This is a genomic window from Pseudodesulfovibrio tunisiensis, assembly GCF_022809775.1.
Taxonomy (GTDB): Bacteria; Desulfobacterota; Desulfovibrionia; order Desulfovibrionales; family Desulfovibrionaceae; genus Pseudodesulfovibrio; species Pseudodesulfovibrio tunisiensis.
Genome location: NZ_CP094380.1, coordinates 2,330,644 through 2,345,400 on the forward strand (window position 1 = coordinate 2,330,644; position 14,757 = coordinate 2,345,400).

At 60.4% G+C, this 14,757-nt stretch carries 13 protein-coding genes; 4 read left to right on the forward strand and 9 right to left on the reverse strand.

From position 1 onward, the window contains the following. Positions 1-7: 7 nt before the first annotated feature. Positions 8-1,381, reverse strand: a complete 1,374-nt coding sequence (glmU, locus tag MPN23_RS11450) for a bifunctional UDP-N-acetylglucosamine diphosphorylase/glucosamine-1-phosphate N-acetyltransferase GlmU (RefSeq protein WP_243544326.1) — start codon at positions 1,379-1,381, stop codon at positions 8-10. Positions 1,382-1,602: 221 nt separating this feature from the next. After that, positions 1,603-2,337, reverse strand: a complete 735-nt coding sequence (locus MPN23_RS11455) for an RNA methyltransferase (RefSeq protein ID WP_243544327.1) — start codon at positions 2,335-2,337, stop codon at positions 1,603-1,605. Between the two features lie 218 nt (positions 2,338-2,555). On the opposite strand from MPN23_RS11455, the gene MPN23_RS11460 reads away from it, so the two are divergent. Together MPN23_RS11460 and MPN23_RS11465 are read left to right on the forward strand one after the other, a co-directional pair. Beyond that, positions 2,556-3,587: a TAXI family TRAP transporter solute-binding subunit gene (locus MPN23_RS11460; protein WP_243544328.1), complete on the forward strand. Its 1,032-nt coding sequence runs from the start codon at positions 2,556-2,558 to the stop codon at positions 3,585-3,587. 456 nt (positions 3,588-4,043) lie between these two features. Next, entirely contained in the window at positions 4,044-5,363 is a 1,320-nt protein-coding gene (locus MPN23_RS11465) for a malic enzyme-like NAD(P)-binding protein (RefSeq protein ID WP_279388668.1), read from the forward strand. Between the two features lie 433 nt (positions 5,364-5,796). On the opposite strand, the gene sppA is transcribed toward MPN23_RS11465, so the two are convergent. The 7 genes from sppA to MPN23_RS11500 all read right to left on the reverse strand — a co-directional run bounded on the left by sppA (position 5,797) and on the right by MPN23_RS11500 (position 13,725). Then, entirely contained in the window at positions 5,797-6,690 is an 894-nt protein-coding gene (sppA, locus tag MPN23_RS11470; RefSeq protein WP_243544329.1) for a signal peptide peptidase SppA, read from the reverse strand. Between the two features lie 11 nt (positions 6,691-6,701). Next, positions 6,702-8,450 (reverse strand): 30S ribosomal protein S1, encoded by a 1,749-nt coding sequence (locus MPN23_RS11475; RefSeq protein WP_243544330.1) that lies wholly within the window; start codon positions 8,448-8,450, stop codon positions 6,702-6,704. A 447-nt stretch (positions 8,451-8,897) separates the two neighbouring features. Further along, positions 8,898-9,620, reverse strand: coding sequence for an ABC transporter ATP-binding protein (locus MPN23_RS11480; protein WP_243544331.1), 723 nt, complete (start codon positions 9,618-9,620; stop codon positions 8,898-8,900). A 12-nt stretch (positions 9,621-9,632) separates the two neighbouring features. Continuing rightward, positions 9,633-10,856, reverse strand: coding sequence for a high-affinity branched-chain amino acid ABC transporter permease LivM (livM, locus tag MPN23_RS11485; protein WP_243544332.1), 1,224 nt, complete (start codon positions 10,854-10,856; stop codon positions 9,633-9,635). Beyond that, positions 10,837-11,739: a branched-chain amino acid ABC transporter permease gene (locus MPN23_RS11490; protein WP_243544333.1), complete on the reverse strand. Its 903-nt coding sequence runs from the start codon at positions 11,737-11,739 to the stop codon at positions 10,837-10,839. The genes livM and MPN23_RS11490 overlap by 20 nt, the downstream gene beginning before the upstream one ends. 66 nt (positions 11,740-11,805) lie before the next feature. Continuing rightward, a complete protein-coding gene (locus MPN23_RS11495; protein WP_243544334.1) occupies positions 11,806-12,930 on the reverse strand; it encodes a branched-chain amino acid ABC transporter substrate-binding protein in 1,125 nt (374 codons plus the stop codon). Positions 12,931-12,969: 39 nt separating this feature from the next. Continuing rightward, complete coding sequence (locus tag MPN23_RS11500) at positions 12,970-13,725, reverse strand: ABC transporter ATP-binding protein (RefSeq protein ID WP_243544335.1); 756 nt, start codon at positions 13,723-13,725, stop codon at positions 12,970-12,972. A 363-nt stretch (positions 13,726-14,088) separates the two neighbouring features. Between MPN23_RS11500 and MPN23_RS11505 the strand changes: the two genes are divergently transcribed. Both MPN23_RS11505 and MPN23_RS11510 read left to right on the forward strand, forming a co-directional pair. Next, positions 14,089-14,565, forward strand: coding sequence for a hypothetical protein (locus tag MPN23_RS11505; protein WP_243544336.1), 477 nt, complete (start codon positions 14,089-14,091; stop codon positions 14,563-14,565). Further along, positions 14,562-14,744, forward strand: a complete 183-nt coding sequence (locus tag MPN23_RS11510; protein WP_243544337.1) for a hypothetical protein — start codon at positions 14,562-14,564, stop codon at positions 14,742-14,744. The genes MPN23_RS11505 and MPN23_RS11510 overlap by 4 nt, the downstream gene beginning before the upstream one ends. Positions 14,745-14,757 lie beyond the last annotated feature (13 nt).

A 14,757-nucleotide genomic window follows, 5' to 3' on the forward strand; every position in this document is an offset into this window, starting at 1 on the left:
TCTGAAATCAAGACTTCTTCAAGCGTCTCCTGAGATTCGTCTGTCGTCCCCGGGCAATGGCCGTGCCCTGGTCCGGCACATCCTTGGTGATGGTGGACCCGGCACCGACCAGAGCATCGCGGCCCACGGTCACCGGAGCCACCAGCGCGGTGTTGCTGCCGATGAACGCGCCTTCTCCGATCTCGGTGTGAAACTTGTTTTTTCCATCATAGTTGCAGGTGATGGTTCCGGCGCCGATATTGGCTCCGGCGCCGACCCGTGCGTCGCCCAGATACGTGAGATGGCTGGCCTTGGCCCCCTCGCAGAGTTCGGCCTTCTTCATCTCCACGAAATTGCCGACCCGGGAATTCGCCCCGCAGATCGCGCCCGGCCTGAGCCGTGCGTACGGTCCGACGGCCGCGCCCTCGCGTACCTCGGCTCCCTCGATGTGACTGAATTCCCTGACCACGCAGCCCGGCGCAAAGCTCGCGTCACGGATGTACGTGTACGAACCGAGCCGCGCCCCGGCAGCAACCCGGGATTTGCCGTATATCTCGCAATGCCCGAAAATTTCCGCGCCCGGTTCCACGACCACATCCGGGCCGATGATCACGGTGTCCGGATTGTGGATGAGCACGCCGCTGTCCAGCAGCCCTTCCACGATGCGACGGCGCAGGGTGTTTTCGGCCTGCACCAGCTCGCGCGGGGAATTGATGCCCATCAGATTCACGTCGTCGCCGCACTGCACGCCCTCCACACGCAGCTTGCGCGCCACGGCAAGGCCCACCAGATCGGTCACGTAGTACTCGCCGTTGGCATTGTCGTTGCGCAGCTCGTCCAGCAACGGAGCCATCGCGTCCAGACGGAGCAGGTAGATTCCGGCATTGACTTCGCCCCGGGCCGGGCCATGCACGGACATGTCATAGTCCTTGGCCTCCACGATCGCCGTGACATGACCGCTCTCGTTGCGCACCACGCGACCGAACGAGGCCATGTCCTTGGGCGTGATGGTCAGGAACGCCACATCGGCCTGTCCGGCACGGGCGGCCAGCTTTTCCAGCGCCTCCACAGTCAGAAGCGGGGTGTCCCCGTTGATGACCATGCAGTATTCGGCCCCCTGCGCGCGCAGGGCTTCCCGGCTCACCTGCACGGCGTGACCCGTGCCGAGCTGCGGCTCCTGCATCACGAACCCGTCCCGCTTGTCCGGGTACAAATCCGCGACCATGTCCGCGCCGTGGCCCACCACGGTCAGGATGCGGTCGCCCAGCACGGCTTCCACCGCGCGGTACACGTAGTGCAGCACGGTTTCGCCAAGCAGGGTCTGCAACACCTTGGGCTTGTCCGAATACATGCGGGTTCCCTTGCCCGCGGCCAGAATCAGTGCGGTTATATTCTGCGTCATGCTCTCTCCGAATCAGCGAGTTTTTCATTTCGTGCGCGAAGCGCTGAGCTTCACGCGGCAACAAGGCGTTTTACCCTGTGACGGAAAAAAGGACAATGCCGAACAAAAACAGACCCGACCACGATGCCGAGTCCCGACTTCGCCTTTCAGAACACGAAAAGCCCCTTGCGCAGTCGATGCGCAGGAGGCTTTTCCGATGCGAAAAAAAACGAAAACCGACCCTACTTGTGCTTGTCCACGAACCACTGAATCTGGCGACACACGCCCATGAGCAGATTGAACTCGTTGCGCTTCAGATTGATGCGGGCGAAAAAGCGGCGCACCGGAAGCATCCAGTAGTCGGGATTGTCTTCCTTGAGAAAACTGATGGCGAGCAGGGTTTTCTGCAGATTGGAAAACAGGGCTTCCTGCTCGTCCACGGTGGTGGGACGTTCCTGAAGCGGCCCGGACGGGGTGAACCGCGTTTCCAGCGCAGCCTTGAGGCATTCGTACAGCAGCACGAGCACGGCCTGCGACAGATTCAGGGACGTGCCCTCGCGATTCGTGGGGATGCAGATCAGGCCCGAGCACACGCTGGTCTCGTCATTGGTCAGTCCCTTGTCCTCGGGACCAAAGACCAGCGCCACCCTGCCGCCGCCGCGAACACGATCTCCCACGACTTCCGCAGCCGTGGCCGGAGACATGATGCCCTTGCGCCATCCGCCGGTGCGGGCCGTGGTGCCATAGGCAGCAGTGAATCCCTGAAGCGCCTCGGCAAGAGTGTCCACCACGCGCGCGGATTCCAGAATGTGCTTGGCGTGGACCGTGGCCAGCGGCAGGGCCTTGTCCAGATCGAAATTCTGCGGGTCCACGATGATCAGATTGGGACAGCCCATGTTCAGGCAGGCCCGTGCGGCAGACCCGATGTTCTCGGGATATTTGGGCCGAAACAGGACCACGGCGATATCGTCAAGCATTGATTGCCTCCAGCAGGAAAGAATGCCGCAAAATGCGGACGTCCGGCATGTAGCACACTGACGGCCCAAGTCAAACAGACTCTCACGGTCCGGTCCGAACCGGTTCCCGTCCCCCGGGCGAATGCGCATACCCCCATTGTGCGTAGGCGCCTTTTGTGCCATGCTGATGCATAATCCCGAAAACCCATGCCCGCGCTTTTCCGGGAACTGGAGGTGGCATGAAATACGGAACTCGCCTGCCTGCGGCTCTTCTGGCCGCCCTCTTTCTTGCAATTGTGTTCGGCTGCTCTTCCGAATCCTCGCACGAGCACCAGGCCGAATCAGGCACAAAAACAAAAGAAAAACAAAGATTTCTCGCATTCGGAGGCGGCCCGACCGGCGGCACCTTCAACTTTTTCGCCAACAAGATGTCCAGCGAGATATCCAATACCTACAACTATCTGGACATTTCCCCCAAAGGGTCCGGCGGATCGGCGGAAAACCTGCGCACCCTGAACAAGAACGCCGTGGACATGGGCATAGTCTATTCCGGAGACGCGTTCCTCGGGCGCAACGCCAAGCTCCCCAACGACCCGAACTACTACGACGGGGTACAGGCTCTGGCATTCCTGTACGGCGCACCCGCCCAGCTCATCACGCACAGGGGTGCGAACATCAACTCCGTGCACGACCTTGTCGGCAGGACCGTGGCCGTGGGCAACCCGGGCTCGGGAGCAGCATTGGCCGCTGAACGCTTTTTCCGCCATCTCGGAATATGGGACAGGATCGGCCACCGCACGCTGGGCTATTCCCAGGCAGCAGCGGATTTCTCCGACAAGCGGATCGACGCGTTCTGGGTGCTGGTCGGCTATCCCAATTCCTCGATCATCGAGGCGGCCACCCGGTCGCGCGTGAAGCTGGTCGACCTGCACACCGATGCGGTCAAATCCGGATTCTACGACAAATACCCCTTCTATACCCGGGTGGTCATTCCCGCGGGCACCTATGAAGGACAGACCGCACCCGTGGAAACCTTTCAGGACGCCGCGCTCTGGTGTGCCAGCGAAAAACTGGATGCCGAAATCGTGCAGGACGGCCTCACGGCCGTCTTCTCCGAGCAGGGAATCAAGGACATAATCACCGCGCACAAGGCGGCCCGGGACATGTCCGTGCAACACGCCCTGACAGGAATATCCATTCCCCTGCACCCGGGCGCGGTCTCGTTCTGGCAGGAAAAGGGACTCACCATTCCGGCCAGCATGCTGCCCTGATCCGTCCTTCCGCAACGAAGAATCACGGGATCGGCTCTGCAACAAAGGGCCGATCCCCGTTTTTCGCACTTTTTTTCCGACGCAATCATCTGCTGCAAAGCTGTTTTTCAACACATGCGTCCCCGACATCCTCCCTTGCCGGACCTCGCCTTACCCATCTGAACCCTGCCCAACGGTCCGGGACAAAACACACTTCACCGCAACCCTTCACCTTTACCGCAAAGCCGAATTCAACAGAAATTTCCGTTTTGCCCTCTGATTGACCAGTCAACCAAAACACTTGCAAAATATCGACAAAAGGGCAAAATCCCATAAGTTTTTTTTCGGCAGACATAGCCGCGCCGGGTGTGACCCCCGGCTCGAAATACGTACGGCAGGCTACTGCGAAACCGGGAGAGGCACGGCAAGCGGATCACGGTTCCCGGCAGCCTGACAGCAGAACCAAGGGAGGCCATCATGGCATTGTTCACCAAGGAAGAAGCGCTCCAATACCATTCCGCGAAGCGCAAGGGCAAACTCGAAGTCTTTTCCATCAAGCCCTGCACCAACCAGAAGCACCTGTCCCTGGCGTATTCCCCGGGCGTGGCCGAAGCCTGCCGCGCCATCCACGCCAAGCCCGAGACCGTGTACGACTACACCAACAAGGGCAATCTCGTGGCCGTGGTCTCCAACGGCACCGCCGTGCTCGGCCTCGGCAACATCGGCCCCGAGGCCGGAAAGCCGGTCATGGAAGGCAAGGGCGTGCTCTTCAAGGTCTTTTCCGACATCGACGTGTTCGATCTGAACATCGCTGCCAAAACCGCCGACGAGGTCGTGGAATTCTGCAGGAAGCTCGAACCCACCTTCGGCGGCATCAACCTCGAAGACATCAAGGCGCCCGAGTGCTTCGAGATCGAGCAGCGGTTGATCAGGGAAATGAACATTCCCGTGTTCCACGACGACCAGCATGGCACGGCCATCATTTCCGGCGCAGGCATCATCAACGCCCTTGAAATCGCGAACAAGAAGATCGAGGACATCAAGGTCGTGGTATCCGGCGCCGGTGCCGCCGCCATTGCCTGCTCGAATTTCTACGTTGCCATGGGCGTGAAGCGCGAAAACATCTTCATGTTCGATTCGCGCGGCCTGATCCACGAAGGACGCGAAGGCCTGAACGAGTTCAAGCGCGCCTTTGCCCAGAAGACCGACGCAGGCTCCCTTGCCGACGTCATGAAGGGCGCGGACATGTTCCTCGGCCTGTCCGTCAAGGACGCCATCAGCAAGGACATGGTCAAGACCATGGCGCCCAACGCCATCATCTTCGCCTGCGCCAACCCGGACCCGGAAATCCCGTACGACGACGTCAAGGAAGTGCGTCCCGACATCGTCATGGGCACCGGTCGGTCCGACTTCCCCAACCAGATCAACAACGTGCTCGGCTTCCCCTACATCTTCCGCGGCGCGCTCGATTGCCGGGCCACAGCCATCAACGAGGAAATGAAGATCGCAGCGGCGCACGCCCTTGCCGATCTCGCCAAGCAGCCCGTTGCCAAGGACATCTGCGAAGCCTACGGCGTGGATTCCCTGGAATTCGGCATCGACTACATCATCCCCAAGCCCCTCGACCCGCGCGTGCTCACCCACCTCGCCCCGGCCGTGGCAAAAGCCGCCATGGATACCGGCGTGGCCCAGATTCAGCTCGATCTGGACCAGTACCGCAAGGAACTCGAAGAACGCATGGCCGCATCCAAGGCCCGCACCGCCAACGTCGTGGAATCCTTCGACTACGGTTTCTAGTCATTGCGTGACTTTGACACATGAAAGGGGCGGGATCGCTGGATCCTGCCCCTTTTTTTTCGTTGATGCCTTCGGCGACCCTCCCGGGGGGCTGGGCGCTGCCCAGACCCGCAAGGGGACGGACGTCCCCTTGACCCCATTCTGTTTCGGGAAAATCGGGCAGCCAGATGCATGCCCTGTCGGGACACGCATCTGGCTGCCCGATTTTCCCGAAACGGGTACTCCCAAAAAATTCCTCGCTCTCTTCTTACTGCCTGTTTCCCCCGAATCCTCTCCTTCGACAGGACAGTCAAGGTTCTGCCGCGACCAACTACGCCGCCAAACGGACGCAACAAGTGACCGCGCCCTCACAGGCGGCGTAGAACCAAAAAGCTTTGGGAGATTCTTAAGAACCTTTTCGAGAAAAGGTTCTTAAGTCGCCGAAGGCATGTCTCTACTTGTAGGAGAAATTCCAGCCGTTGTATTGGCTGGTGGGGAGGATGCCGAGCGAGCCGAGGATTTTCTGCATGAGCGGTTCTTCTTCCTCGGGTCCTTCGAGCACGGGCACCTTGCCCTTGATTTCGCAGAGCTGCTTGAGGATGCGCACGGCTTCGGTCTGTCCGCCGAGCTTGTCCACGAGACCGAGGGCGAGCGCCTGCCTGCCGGACACGGCCCGACCATCGGCAATGGCAGCCACGCGGTCGCGTTTCATGTCCCGGGCAGCGGCCACATCGTCCACGAACTGGTCGTGAAAATCCTGAATGAGTCCGAGGAGCTGGTCGCGCTGTTCCGAAGTCAGATCACGCAGGGGCGTGCCCACGCCCTTGTAGCGGCCGGTCGTGAGGACTTCGGGTTTGACCCCGAGTTTTTCAAGGGTCTGGCCAAAGGTCATGAATTCCGCGATCACGCCGATGGACGCGGTCAGTGAACCGGGATTGGCCACGATGATTCGGGCGGGACAGGTGGAATAATAGCCACCGCTGGCCGCGACAGTCGCATAGGAGGCCACCACGGGCTTGACCTGATCGAGTTCACGCACGGCCTGATAGATTTCCTGAGACGGAGCGATTGCGCCGCCCGGACAATCCACGCGCAGGAGCACGCCCTTGACCGAGTCGTTTTCCTTGAGCCGGGTGATCCAGTCCACGATGTCCGTGGAATCGGTCAGTACGCCACGGATGTGGACGATGCCGAGCTTGTCCGAGGCGAACAGGGAGCCGCCCGCCCCCATGCCGAGCGCACGAAACAAGGCCGTAGCCCCCAGAAAGAGGGCTACGGCCATAAGTATCATGATCACCCCGAAAACGAGGGGGTGGCGCTGGGAGAACTTGAGCTTTGCGTTCTCCATGACTGCCTGCGCTAGATCTCGTCCTCGTCGGCTGCCTTGGCTTCTTCGATGCCGGCAACTTCCTGGAGCTTTTCGCGGAGCAGGTCGCCCAGAGTGGCGCCGGCGTCGGCCGGGCTGCTGCCGTAGCTCTTGGGCTTGCGCTTCTCGGTGTCGTCCTTGAGCTGCTTGATGGACAGGCCGAGGCGGCGTTCATCAGCGCTGACATGGATGACCTTGGCTTCGATGGTGTCGCCTTCCTTGAACATCTCGGAGGGAGACTTGACCTTCTTGCGGCTGATCTCGGACACGTGCACCAGACCCTCGATGCCTTCCTCGACCTCGACGAAGAGACCGAAGTCGGTGATGTTGGTCACGGTGCCGTTCACGAGCTGACCCACGGGGTACTTGCCGGGCACGTGGCTCCAGGGATCCTCGGTCAGCTGCTTGACGCCCAGGGTGAACTTCTCGTTCTCCTTGTCCACGGTCAGGACCTTGGCCTGGACGGAATCACCGCTCTTGTAGACCTCGGAAGGATGGCGGATTTTCTTGGTCCAGGAGATGTCGGACACATGGATCAGGCCGTCGATGCCTTCCTCGATGCCGATGAACACGCCGAATTCGGTGATGTTCTTGATGGTGCCTTCGAGAATGGTTCCCTCGGGGTACTTCTCGGCCACCACATCCCACGGGTTGGGGTTGACCTGCTTCATGCCCAGAGAGATGCGCTTCTTGTCCTGATCGACGCCGAGGACGACAACGTCCACTTCCTCGCCGACCTTGACCATCTGGGAGGGATGGCGGAGCTTGCGGGTCCAGGACATCTCGGAGATGTGGACCAGTCCTTCCACGCCTTCTTCCAGCTCCACGAACGCGCCGTAGTCGGCCAGATTGGTGACGGTACCGGTGAACTTGGAACCCTCGGGGTACTTCTCGGCGATGTTCTGCCACGGATCAGGCACGAGCTGCTTGAGACCGAGGGAGACCTTCTCGCCTTCCTTGTCGAAGTTGAGAATCTTGAGTTCGAGATCGTCGCCCAGCTGCACCATTTCCTTGGGATGCTTGATGCGCTTCCAGGACATGTCGGTGATGTGCAGCAGGCCATCCAGACCGCCGAGGTCGATGAACACGCCGTATTCGGTGATGTTCTTGACCTTGCCCTGAACGACCTGACCTTCGGCCAGAGTCTCCAGCAGGGCTTCGCGCTGCTCGGCGCGCTGCTCTTCGAGGAGCACGCGGCGGGACACGATCACGTTGCTGCGGCGGCGGTTGATCTTGAGAATCTTGAAATCGAATTCCTGGTTGACCAGAGCGTCCATGTCCGGGACAGGGCGCAGGTCCACGTGGGAACCGGGGAGGAATGCCTCGACGCCGCCAAGATCGACGGTGTAACCGCCCTTGATGCGACGGATGATCCGGCCGACGGCCACGCCGTCCTTTTCCTGGACATCCTCCAGTTTATCGAAAAGCTGCATCCGCTTGGCCTTGTCACGGGACAGCAGGATGGTGCCTTCGGCTTCGTTCTTGCGAGCCACGTACACGTCGACCTTGTCGCCGACATTGACAGTCACGTTGCCTTCGGAATCAGTGAATTCCGCAACCGGAATCTGTCCCTCGGACTTGAAATTGACGTCAACGAGTACGTAGTCCTTGTCAACCTTGACGACTTCACCGGAAACAATGGTGCCTTCATCAAGATCCCCGAAGTCGGAATTCAGGTAGTCTTCGAGAGCGGCCTCGAAGTTCATTTCCATTTCAGGGGTTTCAACAGCGGTTTTTTCCATGGGTTACCTCCACGACGAACCTCGGACAAAGTATTTTTGCGTATATGATGGACGACTGGGCCGCAATCAACCCGGGAAAACCCGTTCCGAGGCCGTCAGGCTCCGGGTTGCGCGGTCGGCTGGGCCGGACCGGCCGTCCTTACGCTCCTGCTTGGAAAGTCCGGCATTGCAACGCTTTGGGCGTGGCAAACCAACTCTCTACGGCAAAAGATACATGGTCCTATCGGAAAAACGACACCCTGTAAACCTTTTTCGGGCTTGCGAAGGCGGGAAATCCCGGCGTGCCAAGCCTTTTGGCACGCTCGGGTGCGAAGATCGATACGCAACCGCATATAGACGAATTACCAGAACATATCTCGGAATGATTCCTGACTAGGGCGGAAATCCGGACGGTGAGCGCAGTGGAAAAACCGGCTCAACACGAAAAAAAAACGTTATGGGCAGGGTCTATTCCCCGAGGTAGGCCTTGCGTATGTCCGGATTGTCAAGCAGGGCGCGGGCATCGTCTTCCATGACCACGCTGCCGGTTTCCAGCACATACCCCCGGCTCGCGCATTGCAGCGCCAGATTCGCGTTCTGTTCCACCAGCACCACGGTCACGCCCTGTTCGTTGATTTCCTTGATGATGCGGAAAATCTGCTGCACCAGAAGCGGTGCCAGCCCCATGGACGGCTCGTCCAGAAGCAGCACCCGGGGACGGCTCATGATGGCCCGGCCCATGGCGAGCATCTGCTGCTCTCCCCCGGACAGGGTGCCGCCGAGCTGTTTGCGGCGCTCCCGCAGCTTGGGAAAAAGTTCGTACACCCGGTCCATGTCCTGCCGAATGACGGAGGTGTCGCGCCGGAAGAACGCGCCCATCTCCAGATTCTCGGTCACGGTCAGACGCGGAAAGATGCGCCGCCCCTCGGGCACCTGACACAAGCCGCGCGCGGGCAGGCGCTCCGAACTCACGTCGTTGATGCGCTCGCCCTGATACAGGATGTCGCCGCTCACCACGGGCACCACGTTGCAGATGGCCATGAGCGTGGTGGACTTGCCCGCGCCGTTGGCTCCGATGATGGAGACGATCTCTCCGGCGTGCACCTTGAGGGAAACGCCCTTGAGCGCCTGAATGCGGCCATAGGCGGCCACCACGTTACGAAGTTCGAGTATGGGGGTATTGTTGTCCATGTTTCCGGGTGGTTATTCCATTTCTTCCGAGCGCTTGCCAACGCGTTTGGCCGGAAGCAGCCCCTTGGGCCGGACCAGCATCATCAGGGTCATGACCCCGCCGAACACGAGCATGCGGTACAGCTCGAACTGGCGGAACGCCTCGGGCAGGGCCACCAGCGCCACCACGCCGAGGATCACGCCCGGGATGGAGCCCATGCCGCCCAGCACGACCATGGCCAGTACCATGGCCGATTCCAGAAACGTGAAGGATTCCGGGCTGACCATCTTCATGCGCGCGGCAAAGAACGCGCCGGCAAACCCCGCAAAGACCGCACCCGAGGCATAGGCCAGCAGCTTGAGCAGAAACGTGTTCACGCCCATGAGTTCGGCAGCGGTCTCGTCCTCGCGGATCGCCTCCCACGCCCTGCCGATGCGCGAATGGTTGAGCCGGTACACCGCGATGATGGTCAGAATCGTGATGATCAGGATGAGATAGTACATCATCCAGAGCTTTTTCAGATACAGGGTCTCGAAGGAAAATCCGTTCGCGAAATCCGGCCACAGGATCGCGGGCCGCTTCAGGCTGATGATGCCGTTCGGGCCATTGGTCAGCTCCATCCAGTTGTTCAGGATCAGGCGCACGATCTCCCCGAATCCGAGGGTCACGATGGCCAGATAGTCGCCTCGCATGCGCAGGGTGGGATACCCGATGATGCAGCCAGCTATCGCAGCCATCACCCCGGCCACGGGCAGGCATATCCAGAAGGCCAGACCGAAGTGCGAATACAGAATGGCATAGGTGTAGGCCCCCACCCCGTAGAACGCGATGTATCCGAGGTCGAGCAGTCCGGCCAATCCCACCACGATGTTCAGGCCGAGGCCGAGGCACACGTACATGAGCACACTGATGGCGATGTCGTGGGCATAGCGTTTGGTGACCAGCGGAAAAATGATGGCCACGGCCAGAATCACGAGATACAGGACCCATTTCGGCGTCCGGGCGACCACGGCCTGCGCACCCGTCGCAAGCCTGCGGAGCGGGGATTCCACCATGTCCAGTGCGCCGCGCTCCCGCAGCCGATACAGCAGGGTGATGCTCACGGCGGCCACGGCCACCTTGAGAAACACGTCGAATGTACGGCCGAATTCCAGCCCCTCGGGATGGATGCCGAGCAGGGGCCAGAGCAGAGCCAGGAACCAGAGCAGGCCGATGCCCACGGTTATCCAGATTTTCTTAGACCCGCGTGTCGTCAACGTTCTCTCCCATGATGCCGGTGGGCCTGAAGTACAGAACCGCAATCAGAATGATGAAGGCGAACACGTCCTTGTATTCGCTGGACAGATACCCGGCCGCAAAGATTTCCACCATGCCGATGATCACGCCGCCGATCATGGCGCCGGTGATGTTGCCGATGCCGCCGAGCACGGCTGCGGCAAACGCCTTGATCCCGGGCACGAATCCCATGGTGTAATTCACGGACCCGTAATAGAAGCCCACCATGATGCCCGCAGCTGCGGCCAGTCCCGCGCCAATGGCAAAGGTCAGGGAAATGATGCGGCTGGCATTGATGCCCACCAGCGCGGACATGGTCTTGTCCTGCGCCGTGGCGCGCATGGCCTTGCCGATGCGGGTCCGGAACACGAGCAGGTTCAGCCCCACCAGCAGCAGCGCGGTCAGGGCCACGATCACGATCTGCATGTAGGAGATGGTGATCATGCCGAACTCGAATCCGCCCTGCGTCAGTTCCGAGGGATAGGGTCGGTCGTACACGCCCTGCGTCAGCATCAGGCCGTTCTGCAGAAAGATGGACATGCCCAGCGCGGACAGGAGCACGGACAGGCGCGACGCCCTGCGAAGCGGCTTGTACGCCAGCTTCTCGACGGCCATGGCCAGCAATGCGCAGTAGATCATGGCCAGAACCAGCCCCAGCCCCATGCAGACGTAGGGATGCACGCCCTGCGCTGCGAGCCAGGTGATGAAGATCACGCCCATGTATCCGCCTGCGGCAAAGAATTCGCCGTGCGCGAAGTTGATGAGCTGGATGATGCCGTACACCATGGTGTAGCCCAGCGCGATCAGGGCATAGACCCCGCCCAGCGTGATGCCGTTGATCAACTGTTGAAGGAAATATTCCATGAGGTTCCGAGGCTGAGGTTGCGCCGCCCCGAGCCGAACGGTCCGGGGCGGCGTAAGGTCGCTTGACTAGTAGAGTTCGCCCGTGGCGGGATTCCAGAAGTTCCGGAATTCCCCGTCCTTGACCACGCGGATGATGTAGTTGGAGCCGGAATCGCCGTTCTCCTTGAACCGGATGCGCTTGGACGCGCCTTCGTAATCGAGGCTCAGCAGGGCTTCGCGCACCTTTTCCGGGTCCGTGGTTCCGGCCTTTTTCACGGCCAGCAGATAGGACATGGCCGAGTCGTAGGCATAGGCGGAATACGCGCCGGGATCGCCGTACTTCGGCTTGTATCTGGCCAGAAACTTTTTGTAGGCCGGGGCCGAGGTGTCCTGATACCCGAAAGTCAGGTACATGCCCTCGGCAGCCTGCTTGGCAATGCTCATGAGCTGGGGATGGTACACCGCATCCTGCGCCAGAAACTTCGCGTCGATGCCCATGCGCCTGGCCTGAATCACGAGCAGCGCGCCCGTGGCCGAGTTCTGGAGACTGACATAGAACACATCGGGATTCGCGGCCTTGACCTTGGTCAGCACGGCGGAAAAATCCTTGTCGCCCTGATTCACGTGGTCATGCCCCAGCACCTCGATGCCCGCAGCCGGACAGCCCTTTTCCACGTTGTCGGCCAGCCCCTGCGAATACGCGGTCTTGTCGTCCACCAGATAGATGGTCTTGCCCTTGAGATAGTCCACCATGAACCTGATGGCGATCTTGGACTGGTCGTCATCCCTGCCGCACACGCGGAACATGTAGGGCAGGCCGCGCTCCGTGACCTTCTCGTTGGTGGAGCCCGGGGTGAGCATGATGATGTCTTCCTCGTTCAGGGGCTCGGAGGCCGGAAGCGTGGCGCTGGAGCAGTATGCGCCGATCACGGCCCTGACTTCCTCGTTGATCAGCTTGTTGGCCGCGCTCACGGCCTGACGCGGATCGCACGCCGTATCCTGCGGGGACAGGGTGATGTCATCGAATCCGGGCAGGCCTCCGTCATCCTTGATCACCTCGATGGCGGTGAGCGCGCCCTTCTTGATGTCGTTGCCGTCAGCAGCGTACGGCCCGGTCAGCGGCCCCATGGAACCGAGTTTCAGCACGTCTCCGGCAAAGGCGACCGAAGCCGCCAGCGCAAAGGCGCAGGTGAAGAAAAGAATCCGTTTCATGACACTCCCTCCCTTGTTCATGTTGTCGACCAGCCCTCTCTACTGGCCGAGATATGCCTCGATCACCGCCGGATCCTTCCGGATTTCCTCGGGCAGTCCCTCGGCGATCATGACCCCGTGGTCCAGGACCACGATCCGGCTGCATATGCCCATCACGACCTTCATGTCGTGCTCCACCATGAGCACGTTGATCCCCAGCCCGGCGATGCGGCCAATATCCTTCATCAGTTCCAGACTCTCGGCCGGGTTCAACCCGGCGGCAGGTTCGTCCAGCAGCACGGTGTGCGGCTCCGAGGCCAGGGCCCGGGCAATCTCCAGCCGCCGCTGATGTCCGTAGGGCATGTTGGACGCGACCGTGTCGGCCATGTCGTCCAGCCCCATGAATTCCAGCGCCTCCTGCGATTTCGCCCGAATCCTCTCCTCTTCGCGCTGCTGCGCCTTGGTGCGCAGGACCGCCCCCAATACGCCAGTCCGGGAGCGGCTGTGCTGCGCCACCATGCAGTTTTCCAGCGCCGTCATGTTCTGAAACAGCCGGATGTTCTGAAACGTGCGGGCAATGCCCATGGCCAGCACCTGATAGGGCCGAAGCCCGGTGATGACCGTGTCGTCGTAGGAAACCGAACCCGACCATGCGGCATAAACCCCGGTGATCACATTGAACACCGTGGTCTTTCCGGCCCCGTTCGGACCGATCAGCCCCACGATTTCGCCTTCCCTGACCGTAAAATTGACGTCCGTGAGCGCCTGAAGCCCTCCGAAACGCACGCAGACATCATCAAGTGCGAGATTTGCCATAATTCCTGAATTATCTAGTGAAGGATGCATGAAACATCAAGCGGAATATTATTCGAGAAACAGGCTAAACCATTGTCAAAATGCACTTTTCACAGCAACCCGCCTCCCTGCGCAAGACCATGTGGAATACTGTTGAAATATCGGCCACAACATGTTTTCACCGAACATTCTTTTTTTCATGTCTGAACCATCGAACTTCCTTCAGCACAAGCAAAACCATTTCTCCGGATGAAAACATGCTTTTGCCGAATAATCGTCGGGAAACATCCCTCACCTTCCGGGCCGGACCGAAACCGTTCCTGTTGCGCGTCGGGCCGGGATGCTCTACCGTGTTTCATATCCCCTTTTATCGGAGGACGAGCCATGAAACGACTCACCATGATCCTGACGGCTGTCCTGCTGGTTCTGACCGCAGGCTGCCGACTCAATCCCAAGGCGCCCATTCAGCTCCCGCTGGGGCCGGAATACGCCGGGGAATACCTTGAGGTCGCCGATGTCCAGCGCATCGGCCACGCTCTGGACACCATTCCGGAGTACACCCCGGTGCAGTGGGAAAACCATCGCACCGGCTACCAGTATTCCATGACCGTCTTTCGCACCCGGAATGGCAGCAAAGCCACCACCCGTACCTTCAGCGTGCTGTCCATCCAGCCCTCGGGCGCGGCCGAGGAACTCTCGCTGGTCGGCGTGTCCGAAACCGCCCGGGAATGGCACATCTTCGCCAAAACGCCCGGAACCATGGTCGGCACCGCCGTGCGCATGCAGCTGGCCGAAACACCGACCCCGCACGCGCAAATTTCCTCGGGACACGATTTCCCGGGATTCATCGTCTGCCAATGAACACGAACTCCTCCGACACCATCAACGCCGCAGCCGAGCGCTACGGCATCGACCCCGAACAGCTCCGCAATGCCCTGAACGGCGAACTCGATCTGCCCGACGATGTCCTCGACGCACTCCAACTCGCCCTCGAAACCCTCGGCCGATTCGACACGGCCCTTGAAGAAGATACGGAATAGGATGCCTTCGGCG

Bases quoted from the DNA above. Each gene is read 5' to 3' on its own strand.
- glmU (WP_243544326.1), bottom strand. From the start codon at position 1,381: ATGACGCAGAATATAACCGCACTGATTCTGGCCGCGGGCAAGGGAACC.
- MPN23_RS11455 (WP_243544327.1), bottom strand. From the start codon at position 2,337: ATGCTTGACGATATCGCCGTGGTCCTGTTTCGGCCCAAATATCCCGAG.
- MPN23_RS11460 (WP_243544328.1), top strand. From the start codon at position 2,556: ATGAAATACGGAACTCGCCTGCCTGCGGCTCTTCTGGCCGCCCTCTTT.
- MPN23_RS11465 (WP_279388668.1), top strand. From the start codon at position 4,044: ATGGCATTGTTCACCAAGGAAGAAGCGCTCCAATACCATTCCGCGAAG.
- sppA (WP_243544329.1), bottom strand. From the start codon at position 6,690: ATGGAGAACGCAAAGCTCAAGTTCTCCCAGCGCCACCCCCTCGTTTTC.
- MPN23_RS11475 (WP_243544330.1), bottom strand. From the start codon at position 8,450: ATGGAAAAAACCGCTGTTGAAACCCCTGAAATGGAAATGAACTTCGAG.
- MPN23_RS11480 (WP_243544331.1), bottom strand. From the start codon at position 9,620: ATGGACAACAATACCCCCATACTCGAACTTCGTAACGTGGTGGCCGCC.
- MPN23_RS11490 (WP_243544333.1), bottom strand. From the start codon at position 11,739: ATGGAATATTTCCTTCAACAGTTGATCAACGGCATCACGCTGGGCGGG.
- MPN23_RS11495 (WP_243544334.1), bottom strand. From the start codon at position 12,930: ATGAAACGGATTCTTTTCTTCACCTGCGCCTTTGCGCTGGCGGCTTCG.
- MPN23_RS11500 (WP_243544335.1), bottom strand. From the start codon at position 13,725: ATGGCAAATCTCGCACTTGATGATGTCTGCGTGCGTTTCGGAGGGCTT.
- MPN23_RS11505 (WP_243544336.1), top strand. From the start codon at position 14,089: ATGAAACGACTCACCATGATCCTGACGGCTGTCCTGCTGGTTCTGACC.
- MPN23_RS11510 (WP_243544337.1), top strand. From the start codon at position 14,562: ATGAACACGAACTCCTCCGACACCATCAACGCCGCAGCCGAGCGCTAC.